This window comes from Dactylosporangium maewongense (assembly GCF_039531485.1).
GTDB lineage: Bacteria > Actinomycetota > Actinomycetes > Mycobacteriales > Micromonosporaceae > Dactylosporangium > Dactylosporangium maewongense.
In genome coordinates this window covers 21784-46272 of record NZ_BAAAQD010000001.1, presented here as the reverse complement: position 1 = coordinate 46272, position 24489 = coordinate 21784, and the positions used below count along the sequence as shown (strand labels likewise).

The 24489-nt window shown below is 71.5% G+C and carries 19 protein-coding genes; 7 read left to right on the top strand and 12 right to left on the bottom strand.

Annotated features, from left to right (window positions below; genetic code table 11):
- Positions 1 to 80: 80 nt before the first annotated feature.
- From glgX to treZ, 3 genes are read left to right on the top strand one after another with little or no spacing between them, the layout of a single operon-like run.
- Positions 81 to 2186: a glycogen debranching protein GlgX gene (glgX, locus tag ABD332_RS00205; protein ID WP_344498156.1), complete on the top strand. Its 2106-nt coding sequence runs from the start codon at positions 81 to 83 to the stop codon at positions 2184 to 2186.
- 5 nt (positions 2187 to 2191) lie between these two features.
- Positions 2192 to 4435 carry a malto-oligosyltrehalose synthase gene (treY, locus tag ABD332_RS00200; RefSeq protein WP_344498154.1) on the top strand — a complete coding sequence of 748 codons (2244 nt, stop codon included), beginning with the start codon at positions 2192 to 2194 and terminating at the stop codon, positions 4433 to 4435.
- Positions 4436 to 4438: 3 nt separating this feature from the next.
- A complete protein-coding gene (treZ, locus tag ABD332_RS00195) occupies positions 4439 to 6151 on the top strand; it encodes a malto-oligosyltrehalose trehalohydrolase (RefSeq protein WP_344498152.1) in 1713 nt (570 codons plus the stop codon).
- Positions 6152 to 6538: 387 nt separating this feature from the next.
- On the opposite strand, the gene ABD332_RS00190 is transcribed toward treZ, so the two are convergent.
- The 4 genes from ABD332_RS00190 to ABD332_RS00175 all read right to left on the bottom strand — a co-directional run bounded on the left by ABD332_RS00190 (position 6539) and on the right by ABD332_RS00175 (position 8669).
- Positions 6539 to 6709 (bottom strand): hypothetical protein, encoded by a 171-nt coding sequence (locus tag ABD332_RS00190; RefSeq protein ID WP_344498150.1) that lies wholly within the window; start codon positions 6707 to 6709, stop codon positions 6539 to 6541.
- Between the two features lie 581 nt (positions 6710 to 7290).
- The gene (locus ABD332_RS00185) at positions 7291 to 7452 is read right to left on the bottom strand and encodes a hypothetical protein (protein WP_344498148.1); all 162 of its coding nucleotides are present in this window, start codon (positions 7450 to 7452) and stop codon (positions 7291 to 7293) included.
- A 16-nt stretch (positions 7453 to 7468) separates the two neighbouring features.
- Positions 7469 to 8335, bottom strand: coding sequence for an SRPBCC domain-containing protein (locus ABD332_RS00180; RefSeq protein ID WP_344498146.1), 867 nt, complete (start codon positions 8333 to 8335; stop codon positions 7469 to 7471).
- Positions 8328 to 8669 (bottom strand): ArsR/SmtB family transcription factor, encoded by a 342-nt coding sequence (locus ABD332_RS00175; RefSeq protein WP_344498144.1) that lies wholly within the window; start codon positions 8667 to 8669, stop codon positions 8328 to 8330. The genes ABD332_RS00180 and ABD332_RS00175 overlap by 8 nt, the downstream gene beginning before the upstream one ends.
- A 160-nt stretch (positions 8670 to 8829) precedes the next feature.
- Here ABD332_RS00175 and ABD332_RS00170 point away from each other — a divergent pair, with 160 nt between their 5' ends.
- Positions 8830 to 10545, top strand: coding sequence for a family 43 glycosylhydrolase (locus ABD332_RS00170; RefSeq protein WP_344498142.1), 1716 nt, complete (start codon positions 8830 to 8832; stop codon positions 10543 to 10545).
- Between the two features lie 33 nt (positions 10546 to 10578).
- A complete protein-coding gene (locus tag ABD332_RS00165; protein ID WP_344498139.1) occupies positions 10579 to 11172 on the top strand; it encodes a GNAT family N-acetyltransferase in 594 nt (197 codons plus the stop codon).
- Positions 11173 to 11177: 5 nt separating this feature from the next.
- Here ABD332_RS00165 and ABD332_RS00160 read toward each other — a convergent pair whose 3' ends face one another.
- The 6 genes from ABD332_RS00160 to ABD332_RS00135 all read right to left on the bottom strand — a co-directional run bounded on the left by ABD332_RS00160 (position 11178) and on the right by ABD332_RS00135 (position 18953).
- Positions 11178 to 12551, bottom strand: a complete 1374-nt coding sequence (locus tag ABD332_RS00160; protein WP_344498137.1) for an SPFH domain-containing protein — start codon at positions 12549 to 12551, stop codon at positions 11178 to 11180.
- A gap of 51 nt (positions 12552 to 12602) precedes the next feature.
- Entirely contained in the window at positions 12603 to 14345 is a 1743-nt protein-coding gene (gene malQ, locus ABD332_RS00155) for a 4-alpha-glucanotransferase (protein ID WP_344498135.1), read from the bottom strand.
- Between the two features lie 168 nt (positions 14346 to 14513).
- Positions 14514 to 15338, bottom strand: coding sequence for an MEDS domain-containing protein (locus ABD332_RS00150; RefSeq protein WP_344498133.1), 825 nt, complete (start codon positions 15336 to 15338; stop codon positions 14514 to 14516).
- 40 nt (positions 15339 to 15378) lie between these two features.
- The gene (ppk2, locus tag ABD332_RS00145; protein ID WP_344498131.1) at positions 15379 to 16266 is read right to left on the bottom strand and encodes a polyphosphate kinase 2; all 888 of its coding nucleotides are present in this window, start codon (positions 16264 to 16266) and stop codon (positions 15379 to 15381) included.
- A 57-nt stretch (positions 16267 to 16323) separates the two neighbouring features.
- A complete protein-coding gene (locus tag ABD332_RS00140) occupies positions 16324 to 17952 on the bottom strand; it encodes a VWA domain-containing protein (protein WP_344498129.1) in 1629 nt (542 codons plus the stop codon).
- A complete protein-coding gene (locus tag ABD332_RS00135) occupies positions 17949 to 18953 on the bottom strand; it encodes a hypothetical protein (protein ID WP_344498127.1) in 1005 nt (334 codons plus the stop codon). Before ABD332_RS00135 ends, ABD332_RS00140 begins: the two co-directional genes overlap by 4 nt.
- A 129-nt stretch (positions 18954 to 19082) precedes the next feature.
- Between ABD332_RS00135 and ABD332_RS00130 the strand changes: the two genes are divergently transcribed.
- The gene (locus tag ABD332_RS00130) at positions 19083 to 20135 is read left to right on the top strand and encodes a phosphatidylinositol-specific phospholipase C domain-containing protein (protein ID WP_344498125.1); all 1053 of its coding nucleotides are present in this window, start codon (positions 19083 to 19085) and stop codon (positions 20133 to 20135) included.
- A 196-nt stretch (positions 20136 to 20331) separates the two neighbouring features.
- Entirely contained in the window at positions 20332 to 21981 is a 1650-nt protein-coding gene (locus tag ABD332_RS00125) for a substrate-binding domain-containing protein (protein ID WP_344498123.1), read from the top strand.
- Positions 21982 to 21984: 3 nt separating this feature from the next.
- Here ABD332_RS00125 and ABD332_RS00120 read toward each other — a convergent pair whose 3' ends face one another.
- Positions 21985 to 23421, bottom strand: coding sequence for a M1 family metallopeptidase (locus tag ABD332_RS00120; RefSeq protein ID WP_344498121.1), 1437 nt, complete (start codon positions 23419 to 23421; stop codon positions 21985 to 21987).
- A gap of 17 nt (positions 23422 to 23438) precedes the next feature.
- Positions 23439 to 24302, bottom strand: a complete 864-nt coding sequence (locus tag ABD332_RS00115) for a metal ABC transporter substrate-binding protein (RefSeq protein WP_344498119.1) — start codon at positions 24300 to 24302, stop codon at positions 23439 to 23441.
- Between the last annotated feature and the right edge of the window lie 187 nt (positions 24303 to 24489).

Sequence of the window (24489 nt, the reverse complement as noted above, 5' to 3'; positions counted from 1 at the left end):
GTGAACTTTCGACGCACGTAACACTGTGGCAACGCCGCACCCGTTGAGCACTGGTGCCGGCTGATGGATCAGGAGTTGAGATGCAGGTTTGGCCGGGCAACCGGTACCCGTTGGGTGCTACGTACGACGGGCAGGGCACGAACTTCGCGATCTTCTCCGAGGTGGCAACGGCCGTCGAACTGTGCCTGTTCGACGACAACGACGTCGAGGAGCGGGTCAAGCTCGTCGAGGTCGACGCCTTCGTGTGGCACGCCTACCTGCCTGGTGTCGACCCGGGACAGCGCTACGGCTTCCGCGTGCACGGTGACTACGACCCGGCGCGGGGGCTGCGCTGCAACCCGCACAAGCTGCTGCTCGACCCGTACGCCAAGGCGATCGACGGCGACATCACCTGGGACCCGGCCGTCTACGGGTACGACTTCAACGACCCCGAACAGATGTCCACCGCCGACTCCGCGCCGTTCATGCCGAAGGCCGTCGTGGTGAACCCGTGGTTCGACTGGGGCAACGACTCCGCGCCGCGCATCCCGTACCACCACACCGTGGTGTACGAGGCGCACGTGAAGGGCCTGACGATGCGCCACCCGGACGTGCCGGAGGAGCTGCGCGGCACGTACTCCGGCATCGCCCACCCGGCGATCATCGAGCACCTGCGCCGGCTCGGCGTCACCGCCCTGGAGCTGCTGCCGGTGCACCACTTCGTGCACGACCAGCGCCTGGTGGAGCTCGGCCTGTCCAACTACTGGGGCTACAACACGATCGGCTTCTTCGCCCCGTACCACGGCTACGCGCGGCGGCACCGCGGCCAGCAGGTGCAGGAGTTCCGCGGCATGGTCAAGGCCCTGCACGCGGCCGGCATCGAGGTCATCCTCGACGTCGTCTACAACCACACCGCCGAGGGCAACCACCTCGGCCCGACACTCGGCTTCAAGGGCCTGGACAACGGGCACTACTACAAGCTCGAGGACGACGACAACCGCTACTACACCGACTACACGGGCACCGGCAACAGCCTCAACGTGCGCAACCCGCACACCCTCCAGCTCATCATGGACTCGCTGCGCTACTGGGTGACGGAGATGCGCGTCGACGGGTTCCGCTTCGACCTCGCCTCGACCCTGGCCCGCGAGTTCTACGAGGTCGACCGCCTGTCGACGTTCTTCGAGGTCGTGCAGCAGGACCCGGTCGTCAACCAGGTGAAGCTGATCGCGGAGCCTTGGGACGTCGGGCCGGGCGGCTACCAGGTCGGCAACTTCCCGCCGCTGTGGACGGAGTGGAACGGCAAGTTCCGCGACACGGTCCGCGACTTCTGGCGCGGGGAGCCCGCGACGCTCAGCGAGTTCGCGTCGCGGATCTGCGGCTCGGCGGACCTCTACCAGGACGACGGTCGGCTACCGTTCGCCAGCATCAACTTCGTCACCTGCCACGACGGCTTCACGCTCAACGACCTGGTGTCGTACAACGAGAAGCACAACGAGGCCAACACCGAGGACAACCGCGACGGGGAGAGCCACAACCGGTCGTGGAACTGCGGCGTCGAGGGCCCCACCGACAACCAGGACATCAACGCGCTGCGGGCGAAGCAGCGGCGCAACTTCCTGACCACGCTGATGCTGTCGCAGGGCGTGCCGATGATCGCTGCCGGCGACGAGCTCGGCCGCACCCAGGGCGGCAACAACAACGCGTACTGCCAGGACAACGACATCAGCTGGATCGACTGGGACGACGTCGACGAGCAGCTGCTCGCCTTCACCCGGGGCCTCGCGGCGTTCCGGGAACGGCACCGGGTGTTCCGCCGCCGGCGGTTCTTCACCGGGCGGCCCGTGGCCCGGCAGGAGGGCACGCCCATCCCGGACGTGGCGTGGTTCGCCACCGACGGCCGGCAGATGACCGAGGAGGACTGGGACAACCAGTTCGGCAAGGCGCTCATGCTGTTCGTCAACGGCCAGTCGATCACCGAGCGCGGGTCGCACGGCGAGCGGCACGTCGACGACTCGTTCCTGCTGTGCTTCAACGCGCACTACGAGCCGGTCGACTTCGTCATCCCGCAGCCGGACTACGGCAAGGAGTGGGAGCTGGTGATCGCGACCGCGCCCGGGTCGGCCCGCGGCGGCGTGTCGTACACCGCCGGCGGGACCCTCGTGGTGCCGGACCGGTCCCTCGTCGTGCTCGACCGGACCGTGTGATCCGCGTGGCGGCGAACATCCCGTCCGGGACGTACCGCGTCCAGGTGCGCCCGGACTTCGACCTCGACGCGGCCGCCGGGCTCGCCGGCTACCTGCGCGACCTCGGCGTGAGCCACCTGTACTCGGCGCCGCTGCTCGCCGCGACGCCCGGCTCCCCGCACGGCTACGACGTGGTCGACCCGACCCGCGTCAACCCGGAGCTGGGCGGCCGGGAGGCGCTGCGGCGGCTGGTCGAGGCCCTGCGGCAGCAGGGGCTGGGCCTGGTCGTCGACATCGTGCCCAACCACATGGGCCTGTTCCAGCCTGCCGCGAACCCAGCCTGGTGGGACGTCCTCACGCACGGCCGCGCCTCGCGCTACGCGGACTGGTTCGACATCGACTGGGACGCCGGCCGCCTCGTCGTGCCCGTCCTGGGGGCTGAGTCGGACATTTCCGCATTGTCGGTTACTGCCGGCGAGCTCCGCTACTACGAGCACCGCTTCCCGATCGCCCCGGGCACCGGTGACGGCACCCCGCAGGAGGTGCACGACCGGCAGCACTACCGGCTCGTCGACTGGCGGCGCGGCAACGAGCTGCTCAACTACCGCCGGTTCTTCGCCGTGACGGAGTTGGCGGGGGTACGGGTGGAGGACCCGGCCGTGTTCGACGCCACCCACCAGGAGGTGCTGCGCTGGGTGGCCGACGGCGACGTCGACGGCATCCGGGTCGACCACCCCGACGGGCTGAGCGACCCCGGCGGGTACCTCGCCACGCTGCGCGAACGGGCCCCGGACGCGTGGCTGCTCGTGGAGAAGATCCTGGAGCGCGGCGAGCCGCTCCCGCCGCACTGGCCCGTCGACGGCACCACCGGCTACGACGCCCTCGGCGACGTGTGCGGCCTGTTCATCGACCCGGCCGGCGCCCCGGCGGTCGACGGCGCGGACTGGCCCGAGGAGGCGCACGAGCAGAAGCTGGACGTGACCCGGCGGCTGTTCCCGGCGGAGCTGCGCCGTCTCGCCGCCCTCGCGCCCGGCCCCCTGTCGGTCGACGTCCTGGCGGAGCTCGCCTCGAACTTCCACGTGTACCGCACGTACCTGCCGTACGGCCGGGACGACTTCGACGCCGCTGTCGCGGAGACGAAGCGCCGCCGGCCCGACCTCGCCGAGGCGCTCGACGGCCTCGTCCCCCGCCTCACCGACCCCGCCGACGAGTTGTGCGCCCGCTTCCAGCAGCTCACCGGCGCCGTCATGGCCAAGGGCGTCGAGGACACCGCCATGTACCGGTGGAACCGGTTCGTCGCCCTCAACGAGGTCGGCGGCGACCCGTCCCGCTTCGGCGTGCCGCCGCTGGAGTTCCACGCCGCCGCGGTCCGCCGCCTCGACGAGTGGCCGGCCGGGATGACGACCCTGTCGACCCACGACACGAAGCGCGGCGAGGACGTCCGGGCCCGCCTCGCGGTCCTGTCCGAGGCTGCTTCGGTGGCGCCGGACCTGCTCGCGCCGCTGCTCGGCCGGGCCGGCATCCCCGACCCGTCGTTCGAGGCGCTGTTCTGGCAGACCGTGCTCGGCGCGTGGCCGCTGACCGCCGAGCGGCTGCAGGCGTACCTGACGAAGGCGGCCCGGGAGGCGAACCGCTCGACCTCGTGGAGCAACCCCGACTCGGCCTTCGAGGCGACGTTCGCCGCCGCCGTGCGCCTGCTCGACGACGACGCCGCCCTGCGCGCCGAGGTCGACGCGATCGTGGCGCGGATCCGCCCCTTCGGCTGGTCCAACGCCCTCGGGCAGAAGCTGGTGCAGCTGACCATGCCCGGCGTCCCCGACGTCTACCAGGGCACGGAGCTGTGGGAGGACTCGCTCGTCGACCCCGACAACCGCCGCCCCGTCGACTTCGCCGAGCGGCGCGACCTCCTCGCCGCGCTGGATGCCGCCGCTGTACAGCCGCCCGTCGACTCCTCCGGGGTGGCGAAGCTCCTCGTCGTCAGCCGGGCGCTGCGGCTGCGGCGGGACCGGCCGGAGCTGTTCCGCGGCTACCAGCCGGTGCCCACCACCGGTGACAGCGCCGGCCACACGATCGCCTTCGACCGGGGCGGCGCCCTGACCGTCGCCACGCGGCTGCCGCTGCGCCTCGCCGCCGCCGGCGGCTGGGACAGCGAAACCCTGGTGCTGCCCGGCGGCGCCTGGACCGACGTCCTGACCGGCCGCGCGATCGCCTCCACGCGGGTCGGCGACATCCTCTCGACGTACCCCGTCGCGCTCTTGGTGAGGGAGTAGCCCGTGCACGAGTTCCGCGTCTGGGCCCCGTCCGCTTCCACCGTCTCGCTGTCCATCGGCAACTCGTCCTCGCCTTCCTCGCCCATGACGGCTGCCCATGACGGCTGGTGGACGCTGACCGTGCCGGACGCCGGCCACGGCACCGACTACGGATTCGTCCTCGACGGCGGCGAGGTCCTGCCCGACCCTCGCTCCAGGCGGCAGCCCTCAGGCGTGCATGGCCTGAGTCAGGTGTACGAGCACGACTCGTACACCTGGAGCGACGGCGACTGGAAGGGCCGGCAGCTACCCGGCAGCGTGATCTACGAACTGCACGTCGGCACGTTCACCCCCGGCGGCACGTTCGACGCCGCCATCGAGAAGCTCCCCTACCTGCGGGACCTCGGCATCGACATGATCGAGCTGCTGCCCGTCAACACGTTCAACGGCACCTGGAACTGGGGCTACGACGGCGTCGGCTGGCACGCCGTCCAGGAGTCCTACGGCGGCCCCGACGGCCTCAAACGCTTCATCGACGCCGCGCACACCCACGGCCTGGGCGTGATCATCGACGCGGTCTACAACCACTTCGGCCCGTCCGGCGCGTACACGCCGGCCTTCGGCCCCTACCTGTCCTCGGGCGCGAACACGTGGGGCCGCTCGCTGAACCTCGACGAGGCCCACTCCGGCGAGGTCCGCCGCTTCATCATCGACAGCGCCCTCCAGTGGCTGCGCGACTACCACGCCGACGGCCTGCGCCTCGACGCCGTCCACGCCCTCGTCGACCGCGGCGCCACCCACCTGCTGGAGGAGCTCGCCGTCGCCGTGGACGCGCTGTCCACCGCCGTCGGCCGCCCCCTGTCGCTCATCGCCGAGTCCGACCTCAACGACGCCAAGCTCGTGACGGCCCGCGAGGCCGGCGGCTACGGCCTGCACGCCCAGTGGGACGACGACGTGCACCACGCCCTGCACGCCCTGCTCACCGGCGAACGGCAGGGCTACTACGGCGACTTCGGCTCCCCCGCCTGCTTCGCCGCCGTCTGGACCTCGGCCTTCTTCCACGCCGGCACCTGGTCCTCCTTTCGCAAGCGCGTCCACGGCCGCCCCGTCGACACGCTCCGCATCCCGGGCCACCGCTTCGTGGTCTGCCTGCAGAACCACGACCAGATCGGCAACCGCGCCACCGGCGACCGCCTGACCGCGACCCTCTCCGACGGCCTGCTCAAGGTGGGCGCGACGCTGCTGCTCACGTCCCCGTTCACCCCGATGCTCTTCATGGGCGAGGAGTTTGCCGCCCGCACCCCGTGGCAGTTCTTCACCAGCCACCCGGAGCCCTCACTGGCCACGGCCGTCCGCGAGGGCCGCCGCGAGGAGTTCGCCGCCCACGGCTGGCCCCCCGGCGACGTCCCCGACCCGCAGGACCCGGCCACCTTCGAACACTCCCACCTGGACTGGTCCGCCCAGGACCCGTCGATGCTGGCGGTGTACCGGTCGCTGATCGCCCTCCGCAAACGCCACCCCGCCCTGTCAGACCCGCGTCTCCCCTTGGTCGAGGTCACTCACGACGACGGCGTCCTGCTGATCCGCCGCGGCCCCCACACCGTGGTGGCAAACCTGACATCAACCCCCCGCACCGTCCCCCTCTCCGCGCCCTGCCTCCTCTTCACCACCGACGAATCGACCGTCCTCCAGTCCGGCTCCCTCACCCTCCCCCCAGAATCCGCCGCCATTCTGTAATGCTGTAATTCCCCCCACCGCTGCCGCGGCGGGGCCCGGCGGGGATTCTCACCCGCGGCCCCAATGCGCCGCTTCGCGACGCACTGCCCGCGCCGAGACGCGAGGCAGAGCAAGCGGCGCCTGCGCGCCGCATCCTGTGGCCGGCCGTCGCACCAACCCAGACGCGAGGCACGGCAGCCCTTCGACAGACATCGTTCAATGCCCGAGTTCGCACCCTTTGCCCATCGACCCATCCATCGCCACCCGCGACCACTCCACACCAACCTCTCGCCGGCCGCTGCCAGACGTTGGTCAATGCCCAAGTTTGCACCCTTTGCCCATCGACCCAACCGCCACCATCCGCGACCACTTCGCGCCAAACCCTCGCCAGACGTTGCCAGACGTTGGTCAATACCCGGATTTGCGGCTTTGGCGCATCGACGTTGCGCGATCCACCTCACTTTCCGCGATCAACATGTAGGTGGATCGCGCAACGTCGATCCCGAAAAAGGGGCGTTCCGGGGCATTGACCAACGTCTGCACGGCGAGGGCGAGGCCCCAGATCCGCAGTCCAGCCACGACTCCAACCCGAACGCGGCACAACCCTCGGGCACCGGCACGACCTCAACCGGGACACGGGACAACCCCAACCCGGACACGGCACAACCTCAACCCGGACACGGCACAACCCTCGGACGCGGCATGACCCCGGACGCGGCACGGTGGCTCCGCTGGCATGCTGGACCTGACCGTCACTACCCCAGACCACTCACCCGCAGCCGCTCCGTGACAACCCTGCCAGACGTTGGTCAATGCCCGGGTTTGCGGCTTTCGCGGATCGGTGGGAGCGATCAGCCCGGCTTGCCTGATCGACATGGGGTGGATCGCGCTGCGCCGATCTCGAAAGGGATGTTTCAGGGCATTGACCGACGTCTGAAAGTGGGTGGGGCAGGGGCGCGGGGAGTCCAGTGTCGTCGAGCCGATGACCAGCACCACCCCGTCGAGGCCAGCCGCGGCGTGGATGCCGCCGAGCGGCTCCATGGCAACGGGCCGCAGGGTCGGGTCCGTGAGGGCAGCGGCCACCGTGGGCAGGTCCAGCGGGTCGCCGAGCCGGCCGGGCGCTCACAGCCGCGTCACCTCGTCGCCGGTATTGGCGAGGATCACGGCGCGGCTGTGGGCGGGTCGGCGGCGACGAGCTCGTCGATCTCGTCGACGACCGGGTCGGCGCAGTCCCGCACGTCCCGCATGGTGTACAGCAGGCGCTCGAGCCGACCCCAGCGGGGCCAACCCCAACGAAGCCGTCCATCAACGAAGCCGGCCACGACGGAAGACGCAGTGTCAGGGGCGTGGCGGGATCTCCTGCAGGAGCCAGGTGTTGCCGTCGGGGTCGGTGAAGGCGGCGTACAGGATGCCGCCCATGTCGTCGACGCCGGCGACCTCGACGCCGCGGGCGAGCAGCAGCTCCCGGGACTTGTGGATGTCGGCGACGACGAGGTGCAGGCCGCGCAGCGTGCCCGCGGGCAGGTCGAGGCCCGGCAGGTTCTTGTACAGCACGATCGAGCACGCCGAGCCGGGTGGGGTGAGCTGCGTGACGCGGACGTCGTCGTTGGGCTTGATGTCGTGGTCGAGGTGGAAGCCCAGCAGGTCGACGTAGAACCCGATGGCGCGGTCGACGTCGGCGACGGGCACCGGCACCAGTTCGAGGCGCATGTCGGGCACCGGCGGGAGGGTGACGCCCTGCGCGTAGGACTCCAGGCTGGTGAAGCCGGCCTCCAGGCCTTCCTTCATGCCTGACTGCAGAGCGGCGTCGCGCGCCGACTGCGACGGGTAGCGCACGAGGGTGGTGACGGTGGTGTGGCTGCCGGCGGCCTCGAACGTCACGGTGTTGAGCGTCTCGGGGAACCCGGGGCCCCACGTCTCGGTCGCCACGAGCCGCAGCGGGCGTCGCACCTCGGTGAACGTGCCGGTGAGCGTCATCTCGGCGGCGCCTTCGCCGCGCAGCACGTACCGGAAGGTGCCGCCGGGGCGCAGGTCGATCTCGCAGACCGGCATTGTCCACCCGGGCGGGCCGGTCATCCAGTTGGGCAGGTGCTCGGGGTTGGTGTAGCAGTCGAAGACCAGGGCCCGCGGCGCCGCGAGGGTCCGCCGGATCTGGATCTCCACGTCGCTGGGCAGGTCGAACGCGGTGGCGTTGGCGTCAATCATCGGTGCCGTCCTTCTGCTGCAGGGTCTGCAGGTAGCTGTCGAGTCGGGCGTAGCTCTCGTCCCAGAACCGCCGGTATTCCTCGGCGAACTCCGTCACCTCGCGCATGGGGGCCGCCTCCAGCCGGCAGGGGCGCCACTGCGCCTCGCGGCCGCGGCTGATCAGGCCGGCGTGCTCCAGGACCCGCAGGTGCTTGGAGATCGCCGGGCCGCTCATGGCGAACGGCGCGGACAGCTCCTTCACGGTCGCCTCGCCGCGGGTCAGCCGGGCCAGGATCGCCCGCCGGGTCGGGTCGGCGAGCGCCGCGAAGGTCATGCTGAGCTGATCGGTGACCATGGGTTACCTCACCACTTGGTTATCTAACCTCTCGGTTATTTAATGCCGCCGGTGTACGGAAGTCAAGCCGAACAATTTCCAACACGATCTTTCACAAGGCGTCGCGGGTACGCATAATCGGGCATCGACACACCGCCATGTGTCAGGTCAGGAGTTTGCGATGAAACGTGTCCTCGCCCTGGCGGCGCTGCTCGTGGGGCTGCTCGTGGCTCCCGTGCAGCCCGCCGTCGCCGCCACCTCAGGGAACCCGATCCTCCCCGGGGATCACCCGGACCCCTCGATCGAGCTGTTCAACGGCGCTTACTACGTGTACACGACCGCGAGCGGCGGCACGACCGACGCGCCCGGCCGCTACTTCCACGCGTGGCGCTCCACCGACCTCACCAACTGGGTCGACGCCGGCGTCGTGCTGGACCGCGCCACGGTCAGCTGGGCCTCCACCGACACCCGCACGTGGGCGCCGGACATGGTGTACCGCAACGGGAAGTACTACTTCTACACGGCGATCGCCACGTCCGTCGCCGTCGCCGTCTGCGACTCCCCCGTCGGCCCGTGCCGCGACAAGGGCTCACCACTCGTCCAGGGGAAGATCTTCAACGGCATCGAGGCGATCGACCCGATGGTGTTCGTCGACGACGACGGCCAGGCGTACCTGTACTTCGGCGGCTCCGCCGGCGGCGGCAACATGGGCGTCTTCCGGCTCAACGCCGACATGACCTCGGTCAGCGGCACGGTCACCGTCCAGCGGCCGCAGAACTTCACCGAGGCGCCGTTCGTGTTCAAGCGGGCCGGCCGTTACTACCTGCAGTACTCCAACGGCTCGTACGCCGACAACAGCTACAACGTGCAGTACTCCACCGGCCCGGGCCCGCTCGGCCCGTGGACCTACGGCGGGCAGATCCTGTCCGCGGCCGGCGCCTACAACGGTCCCGGCCACAACGGCATGCTGCAGTACCCGGGCACCGACGACTGGTACATGGTCTACCACCGCTACCAGAACGGCGACTACAGCAAGCGGTACGCGGCGCTGGACCGCATGTACTTCAACGGTGACGGCACGATCGCGCGGGTCACGATGACGGCGACGGGTGTCGAGGCCCGCCCCGCCCCGGCCGCCGGCGGGCTCCTCACCGGCCCTGGCGGCAAGTGCGTCGACGTGTCCGGCGACGACTCCGGCGGGAACGGCGCCGCGGTCCAGCTGTGGGACTGCCTGGCGTCCGCCGGCGACCAGCACTGGACGGCGTCCGGCGGCACGCTGCGCACCCTGGGCCGCTGCCTCGACGTCACGGGCGGCTCGACCGCCAACGGCGCCCTCGTCCAGCTGTGGGACTGCAACGGCGGCGGCGCGCAGCAGTGGGCGCCGCAGGCCAACGGCACCCTGCGCAACCCGCAGTCCGGCCGCTGCCTGGACTCCCCCAACGGCGCCACCGCCAACGGCACCCGCCTGCGGATCTGGGACTGCAACGGCTCCGCCGCGCAGGTGTTCCGCCTGGCGACGGGCACGATCGCCGGGCCGGGCGGCAAGTGCGTCGACGTCAACGGCGACGACATCGGCGTCAACGGCGCCCGCGTCCAGCTGTGGGACTGCCTGGCGTCCGCCGCCGACCAGCACTGGACCCCGTCCGGCGGAACCCTGCGCACCCTGGGCCGCTGCCTGGACATCGCCGGCAACGTGACCACCAACGGCGCCGCGGTCCAGCTGTGGGACTGCAACGGCGTCGGCGGCCAGCAGTGGACCCAGCAGGCGGACGGCTCACTGCGCAACCCGCAGTCCGGCCGCTGCCTCGACTCCCCCAACGGCGCCACCGCCAACGGCACCGCCCTGCGCATCTGGGACTGCAACGGCTCCGCCGCCCAGCAGTTCCGCCTGAGCTAGCGCAGCCGGCGCCGTCGGGTACCGTCGACAACCATGGTCGACACGGCGGCGCCGGTACTGCGGTGCGGGTTCGGCGGGGCGCACACCGCGACGACGGCGCGGCTGGAGGTGTCGGTGCCGCGCCGGCAGGAGCTGATCGACGTGTGGGCCGACCTGGCCGACGCCGAGGCGAGGTTCCGGCTCGGCTGGGGCGAGGACGGGCCGTGGGTCGACCAGGACGACACGGACCCGATGGTCATCGCCGACGAGGGCGCCGAGTTCATCGGCCGCGACCCGCAGACGGGTGTCGCCGTCGTCAGCGCCGGTTTCGGCCGGGCCGACGACGGCTACATGGAGGTCAGCGGCCTCGTCCACCCGGCGTTCCGCCGGTTCGGCTTCGGCCGGGAGGCCCTGCAGGTCGTGTGCGCCTTCGCCCACCGGCACTTCGGCGTCACGGAGCTGCGGGCCAGGTGCGAGACCGACAACGAGGCGAGCCGCCGCTGGCTCGCCTCGGCCGGGTTCCTGCCGGTTGAAGGGGTGTTCATGCACACGCTGCCGGACGGGCGGAGCATGGCGACGATCCGGTGGCGGCACCTCGACCCGACGGCCCGCCGCCGGTGCAAGCGCCCGTTCATGCCCGTCGAGTAGGCCGGTTACGGCTTCTTCAGGGTCGCCTGGAGCGCGCCGACGACGCCGGCGAGCTCCGCGAGGAGACCGCCGACGGTGGAGGTGTCGTTGCCGCCGATGGTGACGGTGCGCAGCTCGGCGGGCTTCGGCAGCTTCGCGACGATCTCGGGCAGGGAGTCGACGAGCTTCGCCTGGATCGCCTCCGCGGACTGCGAGTTGTCGATCTCGCCGCGCAGCCGGACCCGGTCCAGTTCGAGCAGCCCCTGCTCGTGGACGGCCTGGGCGCGGATCGCCTCGACGGCCAGCTCGCCGTTGACGGTGAGGCGGCGCAGCTCGGTGTCGCGTTCGATCCGCAGCCGGCCGATCTCCGCCTCCTCCGCGGCCCGGGACCGCTCCAGGGCCATGGCGTGCCGGGCGGTGGCGTCCTGCAGGTCGGCGAGGGCGCGGCTGTCCTCCTCCTGCCGTTGCGAGCGGCGCAGCTGCTCCTGTGCCTCCTGGTCGAACTGCACGGCGGCGTTGCGGGCGCGCAGCTCGGCCAGCTCCCGGTCGCTCTCGATCTGCTGGGTCTGCCGCAGCCGGGACGCGGCGAGCTCGCGGGCGCCGATCGCCTCGTCGGCGGCGAGCTCGGCGAGCCGGGCGATGCGGCCCTGCTCGGAGCGGTACGGCTTCTGCAGGTTCTCCCACAGCCGCGACGAGCTGACCACGGCCTCCTTGATCTGCACGGTGACGATCCGCAGGCCGAGACCGGCGGAGGGGTCGGCGGCGGAGTTCCCGGAGGTGCCTTCGGCGACGGCCCGCAGCCGGGCGGTGAGCTCCTCGATGATGGGCTGCTTGTCGCTGAGGACGTCGCTGACGCCGAGGGTGGCGACCTTGTCCTTGATCGCGGCTTCGGCCTGCTCCTTGAGCTGCAGGTTGACGAGGCGCATCGGGTCCTCGGCGTCGCCGAAGTCGAGCTTGCGGTACGCGGTGGAGAAGTCCTCGATGATCCACTGCACGTACGCCTGGACGAGGACGCCCTGCAGCTCCCGGCAGATGCAGAAGGCGTTGATCAGGATGGTCTGCATGGCGCCGGGCACGACGAGGTAGGAGTCGGTCGCGGGGTTGTACCGGAACGACACGCCGAGCCCGACGTGCAGGGGTTCGCTGCGGCCGCGGCGGGTGTGCACGACGAACGCGTTCGGCGGGACGATGACGGTCTTCCACCGGCCGAACCCGGTGACGCGGACCTCGACGGCGTTCGGCGCCGGCTGGCTCACCTGCTGCCGGCCGCCGCCGCCGCGGGTCGGGCCTCCCGGCGCGGCGGGGGGCGGTGCCGCGACGCTGCGCTTGGACCTCAGGTCACTCTCGAGGCGCTCCTGCTGCGCGACGACCTGCTGAAGGTAGCTGTTCCCGCTCGACATCCGCCCGCTCCCTGATCGTGGGATTCCGGGCACCCATCTTGGGCGACCCCGTCAAGGGCGCGCCACCGATATGTCGCCGGAGAACAGGTCCGCGATCTGCTTCATCCGCGCGTCGGTGGTCAGCTCCTCCAGCGGCAGCGGCAGCGGGATCCGCCAGTTCGGATATTGCGTGGTCGTCCCCGGCAGGTTCGGCTGGCGGACCTCGCCGAGGACGTCGTACGGGGACGCGAGCACGATCCGGCACGGGGTGCGCAGCAGCAGCTGGTGCATGGCCAGGACGATCTCCTCGTCGGTGCTGTCGGGGCCGGTGAGCCCCTCGGCGTCCAGCAGGTCCAGCAGCGCCGTGCGGTCGGCGGTGGCGGCGGCCCACTCGAGCTTCACGTCGCGGGTGAGGACGCCGGCCTCGGCTCGGGACAGGACGTGCTCGCCGGACAGGAACCCGGCGGCGGTCGGCAGGTCGTGGGTGGAGACGCTGGCGAGCGCGTTCTCGGGCCAGTCGCCGGGCGGCAGGAACCGGCCGTCGTCGTCGCGGGTGAACCACAGCACGGCCGAGCCGAGGACGTTGCGGTCCTGCAGGGTGGTGGTGACGACCTCCTCGACGGTGCCGAGGTCCTCGCCGACGACGACCGCGCCGGCGAGCTTCGCCTCCTCGACGAGGATGCCGAGCATCGCCTCGTCGTCGTAGTACACGTACGTGCCCTGCGCCGGGGTCTGGCCAGGCGGCACCCACCACAGCCGCCACAGGCCGGCGACGTGGTCGACGCGCAGCCCGCCGGCGTGCCGGAAGATGTCGCGCAGCAGGGTCCGCCAGGCGGCGTAGCCGGTGTCGGCGAGCCGGTCCGGGCTCCACGTGGCGAGCCCCCAGTCCTGGCCCTGCTGGTTGAACGCGTCCGGCGGCGCGCCGATCTTCGCCCCGGCGGCGACGACGTCCTGCATCGTCCACGCGTCGGCGCCGCCGGGGTCGATGCCGACGGCCAGGTCGTGGATGATCCCGACGGTCATCCCGGCGGCGGCGGCGTTCGCGGCCGCCAGCTGCTCCGCGCAGCGCCGCTGCAACCAGATGTGGAACGCGACCGCCGCGGGGTCGGCGACCGCGTACGCGGCCGGTCCGGGCTGCCGCAGCTCGGCGGGCCAGGTCCGCCAGTCGGGGCCGTGGTCGGCGACGAGCGCGCAGTACACGGCGAAGTCCGCCAACTCGGAACGCTCCGGGCGCCCGGGACGCTCGGGGGCGGCACCCTCGGCCGCCGGGCACAGCAGGGCCAGCGCCGCGCGTTTCGCCCGCCACACGCCGTCGTAGTCGATCAGCTCGTCGGCCGGTCCGGCGGGGCGCAGCGCGTCGACGGCGGCGCGGACGTCCGGCGCGGCGGAGCGGTACTCGGGCAGGTCGGTGATCCGCAGGTACAGCGGGTTCACGAACCGGCGCGACGACGGCGAATACGGCGAGGACGGCAGCGGATCGACGGGCGCGACGGCGTGCAGCGGGTTGACGAGGATCGCCCCGGCGCCCGTCGACGCGGCCCAGCGGGTGAAGGCGGCGAGGTCGGCGAAGTCGCCGACACCCCACGAGCCGGCCGAGCGCACCCCGTACAGCTGCAGCATCCACCCCCAGGTGCGCGGCACCGCCGGTAGCGGCCCGGACGGCACCACCGGCGCCCCGCCCGCCGCCGGGCCCGGCACCGCGGCGGGCGGCCCGAGCAGCGCCAGCACCGTCTGCACGACCTCGGGCGCGATGTCGACGCGCTCGTGGCCGGAGGTCTCGTAGTAGGTCGCTACACCGCGGGGAAAGGCAGGCACGCGCACAGTCATACCCCGCCGGCCCGGCGGCGAAGCGCGCGACCGGTCATGCCGCCACCTCCGCTGCGCTCCGGGCCGGTCATGCCGCCACCTCCGCTGCGCTCCGGCGTCGACCTGACCCCCACACTGCGCCCATGATGCCCGACCCTCCGCTGCGCTCCGGGCCGGTCATGTGCCGCCGACCCGGTCGCGGAGCACGAGGGTCGGCACCTCGTCGGCGCCGACGAGGTCGAGTGCCTGCCGGACGCCGCGGGTGCAGCGCACGACGGTGTGCCGGTTGGGCCGGGACGCGGCGAACCCGACGATCGCGTGGGCCGCCGCCGCGTCGAGGAAGAGCAGGTCGCTGGCGTCGAGCAGCACGGTGCTGTCGGCCTCGGTGACCATGCCGAGGATCGACGGCAGCGCGCCGGTGTTGGAGGCGTCGAGCTCACCGGACAGCCGCAGGTGCGCACCCCAGCCGCCGACGGTGAAGCGCAGCAGTGGCCCGGCGTGCGCGGCCGCGACCGCGCCGATGGTCGCCTTGTCGAAGCGGCGGCGGTCGTACAGGCAGAGCCCGCCGATCCGGACGTCGCCGAAGAACGCGTTGACCGCCGACTCGTAGGCGACGAGGTCGGCGGCGGCGAACCCGGCCCGCAGCGTCCACGTCATCTTCCCGGCGACGAACACCGTCTGGAACCCGTCGGCGAACGCCTCGTCGCGGACGGTGGTGAGCCCGTCGAGCATCTGCTGGACCCGGCCGTCGCCGGACGCGGTGAAGCCGCTGCCGTACAGCAGGACGAGCAGCTGCCCGGCCGCCGCGTCGGGCGCGGCGGCGACGAGCTGCCGCGCCAGGTCGGTGTCGTCCGCGTCGAGGAACACGACCACCCGCTGGCCTGGGCGGACCCCGGTCCGCACGAACCCGGTGAGCAGGTCGCGGCACTCGTCGGTGGCGGCGTAGGTGGCGCTGACGTGCTCACCCAGCCGCCACGACGGCACCGTCCGCCCCTCCGACACCGCACAAGCCTATGGACAATCCACCGCCCAGGCTAGAGCGCTACAGCCGAGGTGCGTCACCGGTCGACTCGTCGGCCAGCGCGGCCGGGCCGATGATAAGCGGGTCGGGGTTGCGGACCAGGTCGGCGTCCTTGCCGTCGTAGTCGAAGCGGCTCAGCACGTGCCGCATCGCCTCGATGCGGGCGCGTTTCTTGTCGTTGGACTTGACCACGGTCCAGGGGGCGTCGGCGGTGTCGGTGTAGAAGAACATCGCCTCCTTCGCGTCCGTGTAGTCGTCCCACTTGTCCAGGGACGCGAGGTCCATCGGCGACAGCTTCCACTGCCGGACCGGGTCGACCTGCCGGATCAGGAACCGGGTCTTCTGCTCGTTGCGCGACACGGAGAACCAGAACTTGACGAGGTTGATCCCGGACCGCACGAGCATCCGCTCCAGCTCCGGCGCCTCCCGCATGAACTCCAGGTATTCGGCGCGGTTGCAGAAGCCCATCACCCGTTCGACGCCGGCCCGGTTGTACCAGGACCGGTCGAACAGCACGAACTCGCCGGCGGCCGGCAGGTGGTGCACGTACCGCTGGAAGTACCACTGCGTCGACTCGCGTTCGCTGGGCTTCTCCAGGGCGACGACCCGGGCGCCGCGCGGGTTGAGGTGCTCCATGAACCGTTTGATGGTGCCGCCCTTGCCGGCGGCGTCGCGCCCCTCGAACAGGATGACGAGCCGGTCGCCGCGGGACTTCAGCGTGTACTGCAGCTTCAGCAGCTCGATCTGCAGGAGGCGTTTGGTGCGGTCGTACTCGTCGCGGGTCATCCGCTCGTCGTACGGGTAGTCCTCCCGCCAGGTGTCGACCGGCTGCCCGTCCTTGCGCAGCAGCACCGGGTCGTCATCGTCGTCGTCCTCGACCAGGTAGTCGTCGAGAGAGAGGTCAGCCATCCCATGGATGTACCCTCTCCCCCGCCGTTTCACCACTGCGGCAGTTTGAACAGCACGTTACTGGTACCCCCGGATCTCCTTGAACGCGCCGGCGAGGGCGCCGGTCGCCCGGGCGTCGAAGGTGCGGCCGCCGGTGAGGTTGCTGACCTCGGTCATCTCGCCGGTGTTGCTCTCGCCGAACAGGACGGTGAACACCGGCACCCGCGGCAGCTGCGGCACCTTCGCCCGGAACGCGGCGAGGTCGGCGCCGGCGGTGCGGGCACCGTCGGTGAGCAGCACGATCGACGTGACCCGGTCGTCGCCGCCCGCGCCGACCATGCCGTACGCGGCGAGCAGCGCGTCGTAGATGGCGGTGTCGCCGTCGGCCTTGAGCTGCTGCACGTGGGTGCGGATCTGCGCGAGGGTCGGCTCGAACCCGGCCTCCGGCAGGTCGAACGTCGTCGGGGTGCCGGGGCGGGTGCTGAACGGCAGCAGGATCACCTGTTCGCGGCCGTTGAACCGGCTGAACTGCCCGGACAGGCTCGTGTCGGCGCCGGTGAGCCCGGTCAGCGCGGTCTTGAGCCCGGCCAGCCGCTCACCCTTCATCGACCCGGACAGGTCCAGCACGTAGATGGTGCGGGCGGGGCGGCGCAGCGAGTCGCCGAACGCGCCGATGAGCGCGTCGGCGGCGTCGAGCTTGCCGGGGAACGGCAGCTCCGGCAGGTTGCCGCTCTTCGGCCCGAACGCGGCGTCCAGGGTGAGCGACGCGTCGGGCACGGCCGGGCGGCGCCACGTCCGCTGCATGATCTGCCGCTGGACCGACGGCCGGCGCAGGTAGTCCGTCACCGCCGCGTAGTTGGTGCGGGCCTGCTCCGACGCCCCGGACAGCAGCGTCAGCGGGTAGTCGGCGGTGACGACCCCGTCGGCCGGGTAGACGACGGTGAGCGGTTCGGTGAGCTTCCCGGACGCGTTGAGCGACAGGATCACCGACTCGTAGTTGACGAGTCCGTCGACGGGCCGGCCCTCGGCGCCGGCGCGCAGGTAGGCGTCCATGAGCCAGCCGGACGAGCCGGCGGTGAGGCTCTGCCCGGCGAAGAACGCCCGCAGCCGGGGCGTGATCGGCCCGATCTGGTCGGCGGTGAGTGCGGCGCCGGTCCCGGCGATCGCGGCGGCGACCCCGACCAGCGCCGCGAACCCGGAGTTGGACGCGGCCGGGTTCGTCATGCCGTAGGTGAACTTCCGCTCGCCGGCGGCGACGGCGATCTCGCTCCAGGTGGGGCGGGTCCCGCCATCCTGCACTGACCACCCCAGTTTCTCGGCGACGGAGCGGCGCAGGCCGAGCACGACCGGCGAGGTCGCGATCTTCGTGGCGGTGCCGGTGCGGGACGCGGCGTCCGGGTGCAGCTGCAGGTACCGGTTGCTGGCGAACCAGGTGGCGTCGTACTGCTTCGCCGCGCCGCCCTGCACCACCGACTCGACGCCGTCGAGGGTGCCGGTGGGGGTCAGCTTGACGGTGACACCGGTCGCCGCGGCCGCCTCGTCGAGGATCGGCTGCAGGTCGGCGAGCTCGCTGCCGGCCAGGACCCGCAGCACGCCGTCACCCTTGACGAACGGCTGCTCCCCCTTCGCGGCCTGCGGCGTGTCCGTGCAGGCGGCGAGGGAACCAACGACGACCAGGGCCAGGGAGGCCACCAGGAGCTTCCTCATGCGAGTCTCTCTTCCAGCGCGTCGAGCAGCGCTTGCAGGGTGGGTTCGTCCGGGGACGGGATGACGTCGGGGCCGCCGAGGGCGGCCGCGCCGGGCGCGAGGGGCGCGCCGGCGGTGCGGAACCCGTGCGCGGCGGCGAGGCGCTGCAGCTGCGGGTCCGTCTGCAGCAGCTTCGCCAGCTCGGCGCCGGCGGCGGTGAACGGCACCACCGTGTGCTCGCTGACGATCGTCGGCTGCGGGTAGAGCAGGACGTGGTTGTCGCCCTTGCCGCGGTCCAGGAACTGGGCCTCGTAGACGAGCACCAGCGGCGCGAAGTTGGTGGTGCGGCTCAGCCAGCTCTCGAAGGGCTCCTCGGTGGTGGTGTCGACCGCGCCCTGGTCGGCGAAGAGCTTGGTGACCGCGTTGAGGTTGCCGCCGGTGACCTGGTTGAGGATCGCGGCGTAGAGCGCGGCGGAGTTCGAGTCGGCGGGCCGGGTGGTGGCCACGAGGACGGCCTGCTTGACCTGGAACGTGGCGTTGCCGGGGATCTGGTCCCAGCGCAGCTGCCGCTGGTTCGCCTCGACGAGCGCCTTCACGTCCAGGGTCCAGTGCCCGCCGGCGGCGGCGCGGCGGGCGAGGCCGGCGCTCTGCAGCAGGTCGACGATCGGGCTGGTGCTGGCGACCGCGAGGGGTGAGCTGAACACCGTGACGGCGGGGGCGGCGGGCCGGCGGTGCCGGGCGATCTCCACGGCCGCCGGGGCGCTGCCGGGGAACGCGAAGTCGTAGCCGTCCAGCGGCATCCCGGCCATCCGGCGGGAGCCGGCCGGGTCGAGCCGCAGCCGGAGGCCGTGCCTGGCGAGGGCGGCCTTGACCTCGGGGTCGGCGAAGAAGCCGGCCTTCTCCGAGCCGATCACCCCGGTGAGCTCGCGGGGGTCGGCGTCGCGGCCGAGGAGGTGGCCGATCGAGGCGCCGGCGACGACGAGCAGCACCACGAGGACGATGAGCCATCCGGTCCGTCTCACGCCCGTGATTGTGCCCCGCCGCCGCAAGGCTCTTGCCGTATATCTGCTGTTCAGACCGTGTTCACTTAGTCCACAGTGGATGATCGTTCGGCAGCTGTTCACATCGCCGGTTCCGCCCGGACTCCATCGATGACTATCGTGCTCCGCATGCGCTGGAAGTCATTGACCGCTGTCACACTCACGGTCGTCGCCGCCGCCCTCGTCACCCCGTCCACGGCCCACGCCGCCGGCCCGACCGACGCCCTCAAGCTCTCCCACACCACCGCCGTCGGCGTCCACAACACCTACGACAAGGCGAAGTACGCCTACCTCGCCGACGCCCTCGACACCGGCGTGTCCCTGCTCGAGTTCGACATCTGGGTCGACACCGCGAGCCGCCGCTGGCGCGTCAACCACGAGCTCTTCGGCACCAGCAACAACTGCACCGCCGCGACCACCGCCGCCCAATTGCGCACCGGCGCCCGCGACCAGCAGTTCGGCGTCTGCCTCGACGACATCCGCATCTGGAGCGACGCCCACCCCGGCCACCAGCCCCTGCACCTCAAGATCGAGCTCAAGGCCGGGTTCGACAGCCGGTACGGCCTGGGCCCCGCCGACTTCGACACCCTCGTCGCGAGCAAGCTCGGCACCAAGGTGTTCAAGCCCGCCGACCTGAAGGGCTCCTACGCCACCCTCGACGCCGCCGCCAAGGCCGACAACTGGCCGACCCGCGCCGCCCTCGCCGGCAAGGTCATGCTCGAGATCATCCCCGGCACGTTCGAACGCGGCAACCCGTTCGACAACCTCGACACCGACGTCGAATACGGCCGCCACCTGCGCGACCTCGCCGCCGCCGGGAACCTCGCCCGGGCACAGTCCTTCCCGTCCGTCCTCGACGCCGCCGCCGGCGACCCGCGCACCCGCTACAGCGAGACCAACATCCGGCCCTGGTTCGTGATCTTCGACGGCAGCGCCAGCACGTACCTCAACGGGTCCATCGACACCACCTGGTACAACACCAACCACTACCTGCTCGTCATGACCGACGCCTCCGCGGTCCCGCCGCCGATCGACCCGACCGCGCCCACCAACGCCCAGGCCCTCGCCAGGATCAACCTCCTCGCCGGCCGCGGCGCCACCATCGTCTCCGCCGACTGGGCCCCGAGCACCGGCGTCCTCGGCACCGTCGTCCCGCGCGGCTGACCCTGCCCGGTAGCCGCTGCCCGGTAGCCGCTGCCCACCTGGTGGCAGACGGCCACGTGATCGACCGTCCGGACGGACACCCTGGCTGAACGGCTCAGGGTCACGGCCGGACGGTCGACCGGGACCGGAATCATCCTTGCTCAATGGCATACTTTCCGCGTTTCCACCCCCACTGACCTCGCGGATGGTTGCCACGATGGGCAAGCACATAGCCGGCACCCGCCTCGTCGGCACACTGCTGCGCGGGCTCGTGCTCCTCCTCGCCGTCGGACTCGTCGCCGGCGCCGGCTGGTACGTGCTGCGCAACAACAGCGCCAACGGCGCCGAAGGCAGCTGCCCCACCACCCTGCACGTCGTCACCGCGTCGTCCTTCGCGACCGTGGTCTCCGCCGCCGGCCGCACCCTGCGCGGCGGCGACGACTGCGTCCTCGTCGACACCACCAGCACCGACGGCCGCCCCGCCGCCGGGCAGCTCACCCAGAGCCGCGCCGACCTGTGGATCCCCGACGACGCCTCCTGGGACGTGATCGCACCACCGCAGTTCGTGGCGAAGAAGGACACCCTCAACGCCTACGCGACCCTCGCGTCCAGCCCCATCTACATGGTCACCGACCCCGCCACCGGCGACCGCATCAACGCCGGCGGCGGCGGCTGGCTCGCCCTGTCCGGCCTGCTCAACACCAAGAACTCCGGCGTCAAGCTGGTCGTGCGCAACCCCGCCATGTCCGGCGACGGCATGGTCGCCGCCGGCGCCGTCGGCGAGGCCGTCTGGCTGGAGAAGGGCATGGACGCGTCCTCGCTCGTGCTCACCAACGTCCTCAACGTCACCCGCACCGTCAACCACGACCTCGCCGCCATCCCCGAGGCCCCCGGCGAGGTCGGGCTCATCCCCGAATACGCGCTGCTGGCCACGCTCCGGCTGGCGAAGACCGACCGCCGGTACATCGTCGGCACCGACCACACGGCGCTGCTGCGCTACACGTGGCTGCCGGCCGCGACCGCCGCCGCCAACCCGAAGAAGGCCGCCGCGCTGCGCCGCCTCTACGCCGCGTTCACCAGCGCCGAAGGCAGCCGCGCCATCGCCGAGGCCGGCCTGCGCGGACCCGACAACCTCCGGCCCATCTTCGACGGCGCCAACATCCTGCCCGAACCCACCGCCAAACCGTTCGAGGTCCTCCAGCCGCACCACGTGCAGCACATCTTCGCCACCTGGGACCCCGAGGACCGGCGCAGCAACCTGCTCATCGTCGTCGACCTCGCCAGCAACGGCACCAGCAGCGGCGCACCCACCTCACCGCCACCCGGCAAGCAGGTCACCCAGCCGATCGAGGTCCTCCGCAACGGCTGCCTCGTCCTGTCCGGCCTCATGCCCGTCGGGTCCCGCCTCGGCCTGTGGGAGATCAACCCCGGCAACCCCGGCTACCGCAAGCTCATGCCGACCGACCGCCTCGACGACGCCACCCGCGCCTCGTTCGAGAAGCAGGTCGGCAAGCTCGCCGCCCACCGCACCGGACCAGGGCTCTTCGACACGATCGCCGCCGCCTACCAGTCGGTCCGCGACGACTACCACGACGACATGTTCAACCAGGTCCTCGTCTTCACCGACGACCAGAACAAGGACAGCGCCAACACCGCCGCCGTCGACGCCCTCGTGCAGAAGCTCACCGGCCTGCAGGACCCCAACAAGCCCGTCACGGTCAGCATCGTCGTGCTCGGCAAGAAGGACTCCGCGGACCGGCTCAAGACCGCCCTCAAACCCATCGACGCGTACGTCGACAACGCCCTCAACTCCGATGACGTGCAGGCCGCGTTCATCCACGTCGTCGCCGGCGGCCTGCACGAATAGCGGCTACGCGGGGGTCGTCGGGGAGTCCAGCCAGGCGTCGATCAGCTTCGTGAAGTCGCGGCCCGTCTGCTTGTTCACGAACGCGGTGAACGCCGCCCGGTCCTGCGCCGTCCCCGCGTGCTGCGACACCCACGCCCGGGCCAGGGCGAAGAACGCCGAGTCACCCAACGCCCGGTGCAGCTCGTGCAGCATCAGCGCCGGGCACACGTACACGTTGCTCTCCGCGAAACTGTCCGCCCGCGGGTTGCCGGGCGGCCCCAGCCGCTGCCGCGCGTCCGCGTCGCTCTTACGCGCCCGCCGCGCCCAGTCCTCGATGTCGTAACCGTCGCGCTCCGCCGTGTACAGCGCCTCCGCGTACGTCGCCCAGCCCTCGTTGAGCCACACGTCCTTCCACACCGCCGGGCCGACCGCGTCACCGAACCACTGGTGCGCGTACTCGTGCAGCATGATCCCGTCCAGCGCCGACACGTTCGTGCCCTGCGACAGCACGTCGCCGCCGATCGTCACCATCTGCTGCGTCTCCATCGCCGACCGCGACGGCACGATCACCGCACCCGCGCTCGGAAACGGGTACTGCCCGAACCGCGCCTCCAGCCACTCCAGCTGCTGCGGCGCCTTGCGCAGCACCGGCAGGAACCGGTCGTCCTTCCCCGGCCGCGTCCACAGCGAGATCGGCAGGTCACGCGGGCCCGTCAGCCTCGCCACCTGGTAGTCCTGCCCGACCGCCAGGGTCGTCAGGTAGGTCGCCACCGGCTGCGTCGACCTGTACGTGTACGTGCCGCCCGTCACCGGCCCCGGCGTGCCGCTCGCGACGGCCTCCCAGCCCTCCGGGACCGTGATCGAGATGTCGTACAGCGCCTTGTCCGACGGCTGGTCGTTCGACGGGTACCAGGTCGACGCGCCGAACGGCTCCTGCATCGTCCACAGCTCACCCGCGTCGGTCACCGTCAGCCCCAGCGGCTCGGCGTCGCCGCGGTGCGACGGCATCGGCACCGGCGCCGGCGTCCCCTGGTACTCCACCACCAGCGTCACCGTGGTGCCCGCCGTCAGCGCCCGGTCCACGGTCAGCTTCCCGCCCGCGACCCGGCCCTGCGCCGCGACCCCGTCGACGCTGGTGGAGCTCAGCGTGTACGGGCTGCTCAGGTCGAGCTTCAGGGCCGGCGCGGCGCGCAGCACCCGCAGCTTCACCGTCGCCTTCCCGGTGAGCGTCTTCGTCTGCGGCGCCCACGCCAGCGCCAGCCCGTAGTGCAGCACGTCGACCGACGGGTTGCCGTACGCCGGATAGACCGGATCGGCGACCGGGGTGGACGTGCCGTCGATGTTGCCCACCGCCAGCGGCTGCGGCGGCCGGTCCAGGTCGACGGCGCCGCTCGACGTGCAACCCGCCAGCAGGACGGCGGTGGTCAGGATGCTCAGGACGCGCAATGGAGGGCGACGCACCCGGCCAAGGATAGGACTCAGGTGCACCCGAGCGCCTCGCGCAGGGCTGCGAGGTTGCGCACCATGACCGACACGTAGTCGCTGCCCTCCTCGACGCCCTCGATCGGGTCGAGCACCGCCGCCTTCGCGCCGACCTCCTTCGCCACCGTCTCCGACAGCTTGGGGCTGACCAGCGCCTCGAAGAAGATCGTCGTCACGCCCTTCTCCTTCGCCAGCGCCGCGACCTCCGACACCCGCTGCGGGCTCGGCTCCCCCTCCGGGTCCAGGCCCGAGATCGGCACCTGCGTCAGGTGATACCGGGACGCGAGATACCCGAACGCCGCGTGGCTCGTCACGATGTCACGCCGCGCGCACGTCCGCAGCCCGGCGGTGTACTCCTCGTCGAGGCGGTGCAGCTCGTCCTGCAGCTGGCCGGCCCGCGCCCGGATCGCGCCGGCGTTGGCCGGGTCGAGCGTGGCGAGCCGCTCCGCGAGCTTCCCGGCGATCTCGGCGAACCGGACCGGGTCGAGCCAGACGTGCGGGTCGTCGCCGTGGTCGGGGGCCACGTCGAACGCCTTGTCCTTCGCCTGCAGCTTGACGGCCTCGTCGACGGACGGCTGGAACCCTGACAGGTACACCACCAGGGCCGCGTCCGTGATCTGCGCCAGCTGGCTCGGCTTGAGCTCCAGGTCGTGCGGCTCCGCGCCGGCCTGGGTGAGGTTGGTGACCTTGACGTTCTCCTCGCCGAGGCGCTCCGACACGTACTGCAGCGGGTAGAACCCCGCCACGATCCGCAGCCGGCCGTCGCTCCCGCCCTGCGGGGCCTCCTCACCGCCGCAGCCGGCGGTGCTCAGCAACAGGGACCCGGCGGTGAGACCGGCGAGGACGGCGCGACGCAGCATGATCCCATCCTGTCGCCAGTTGACAATGATTGTCAAAAACGCATGGATGCCCCGACACTCGTGGCGTGGCTCGTCCGCGTGGCCCATGTCACGGGGTGCTAGGCTTCCTAGGAACCTAGTTCTCATTGCTTTCCTCGGTGATGTCGATCCGGGCCGTCCTGCTTCGACCTGGTGACGACATCGTCTT

Excerpts from the sequence above, each read along its gene's own strand:
- glgX (WP_344498156.1), top strand. The coding sequence starts at position 81 with ATGCAGGTTTGGCCGGGCAACCGGTACCCGTTGGGTGCTACGTACGAC.
- ABD332_RS00180 (WP_344498146.1), bottom strand. The coding sequence starts at position 8,335 with ATGATTGACGCCAACGCCACCGCGTTCGACCTGCCCAGCGACGTGGAG.
- ABD332_RS00175 (WP_344498144.1), bottom strand. The coding sequence starts at position 8,669 with ATGGTCACCGATCAGCTCAGCATGACCTTCGCGGCGCTCGCCGACCCG.
- ABD332_RS00170 (WP_344498142.1), top strand. The coding sequence starts at position 8,830 with ATGAAACGTGTCCTCGCCCTGGCGGCGCTGCTCGTGGGGCTGCTCGTG.
- ABD332_RS00165 (WP_344498139.1), top strand. The coding sequence starts at position 10,579 with ATGGTCGACACGGCGGCGCCGGTACTGCGGTGCGGGTTCGGCGGGGCG.
- ABD332_RS00160 (WP_344498137.1), bottom strand. The coding sequence starts at position 12,551 with ATGTCGAGCGGGAACAGCTACCTTCAGCAGGTCGTCGCGCAGCAGGAG.
- ppk2 (WP_344498131.1), bottom strand. The coding sequence starts at position 16,266 with ATGGCTGACCTCTCTCTCGACGACTACCTGGTCGAGGACGACGACGAT.
- ABD332_RS00140 (WP_344498129.1), bottom strand. The coding sequence starts at position 17,952 with ATGAGGAAGCTCCTGGTGGCCTCCCTGGCCCTGGTCGTCGTTGGTTCC.
- ABD332_RS00130 (WP_344498125.1), top strand. The coding sequence starts at position 19,083 with ATGACTATCGTGCTCCGCATGCGCTGGAAGTCATTGACCGCTGTCACA.
- ABD332_RS00125 (WP_344498123.1), top strand. The coding sequence starts at position 20,332 with ATGGGCAAGCACATAGCCGGCACCCGCCTCGTCGGCACACTGCTGCGC.
- ABD332_RS00115 (WP_344498119.1), bottom strand. The coding sequence starts at position 24,302 with ATGCTGCGTCGCGCCGTCCTCGCCGGTCTCACCGCCGGGTCCCTGTTG.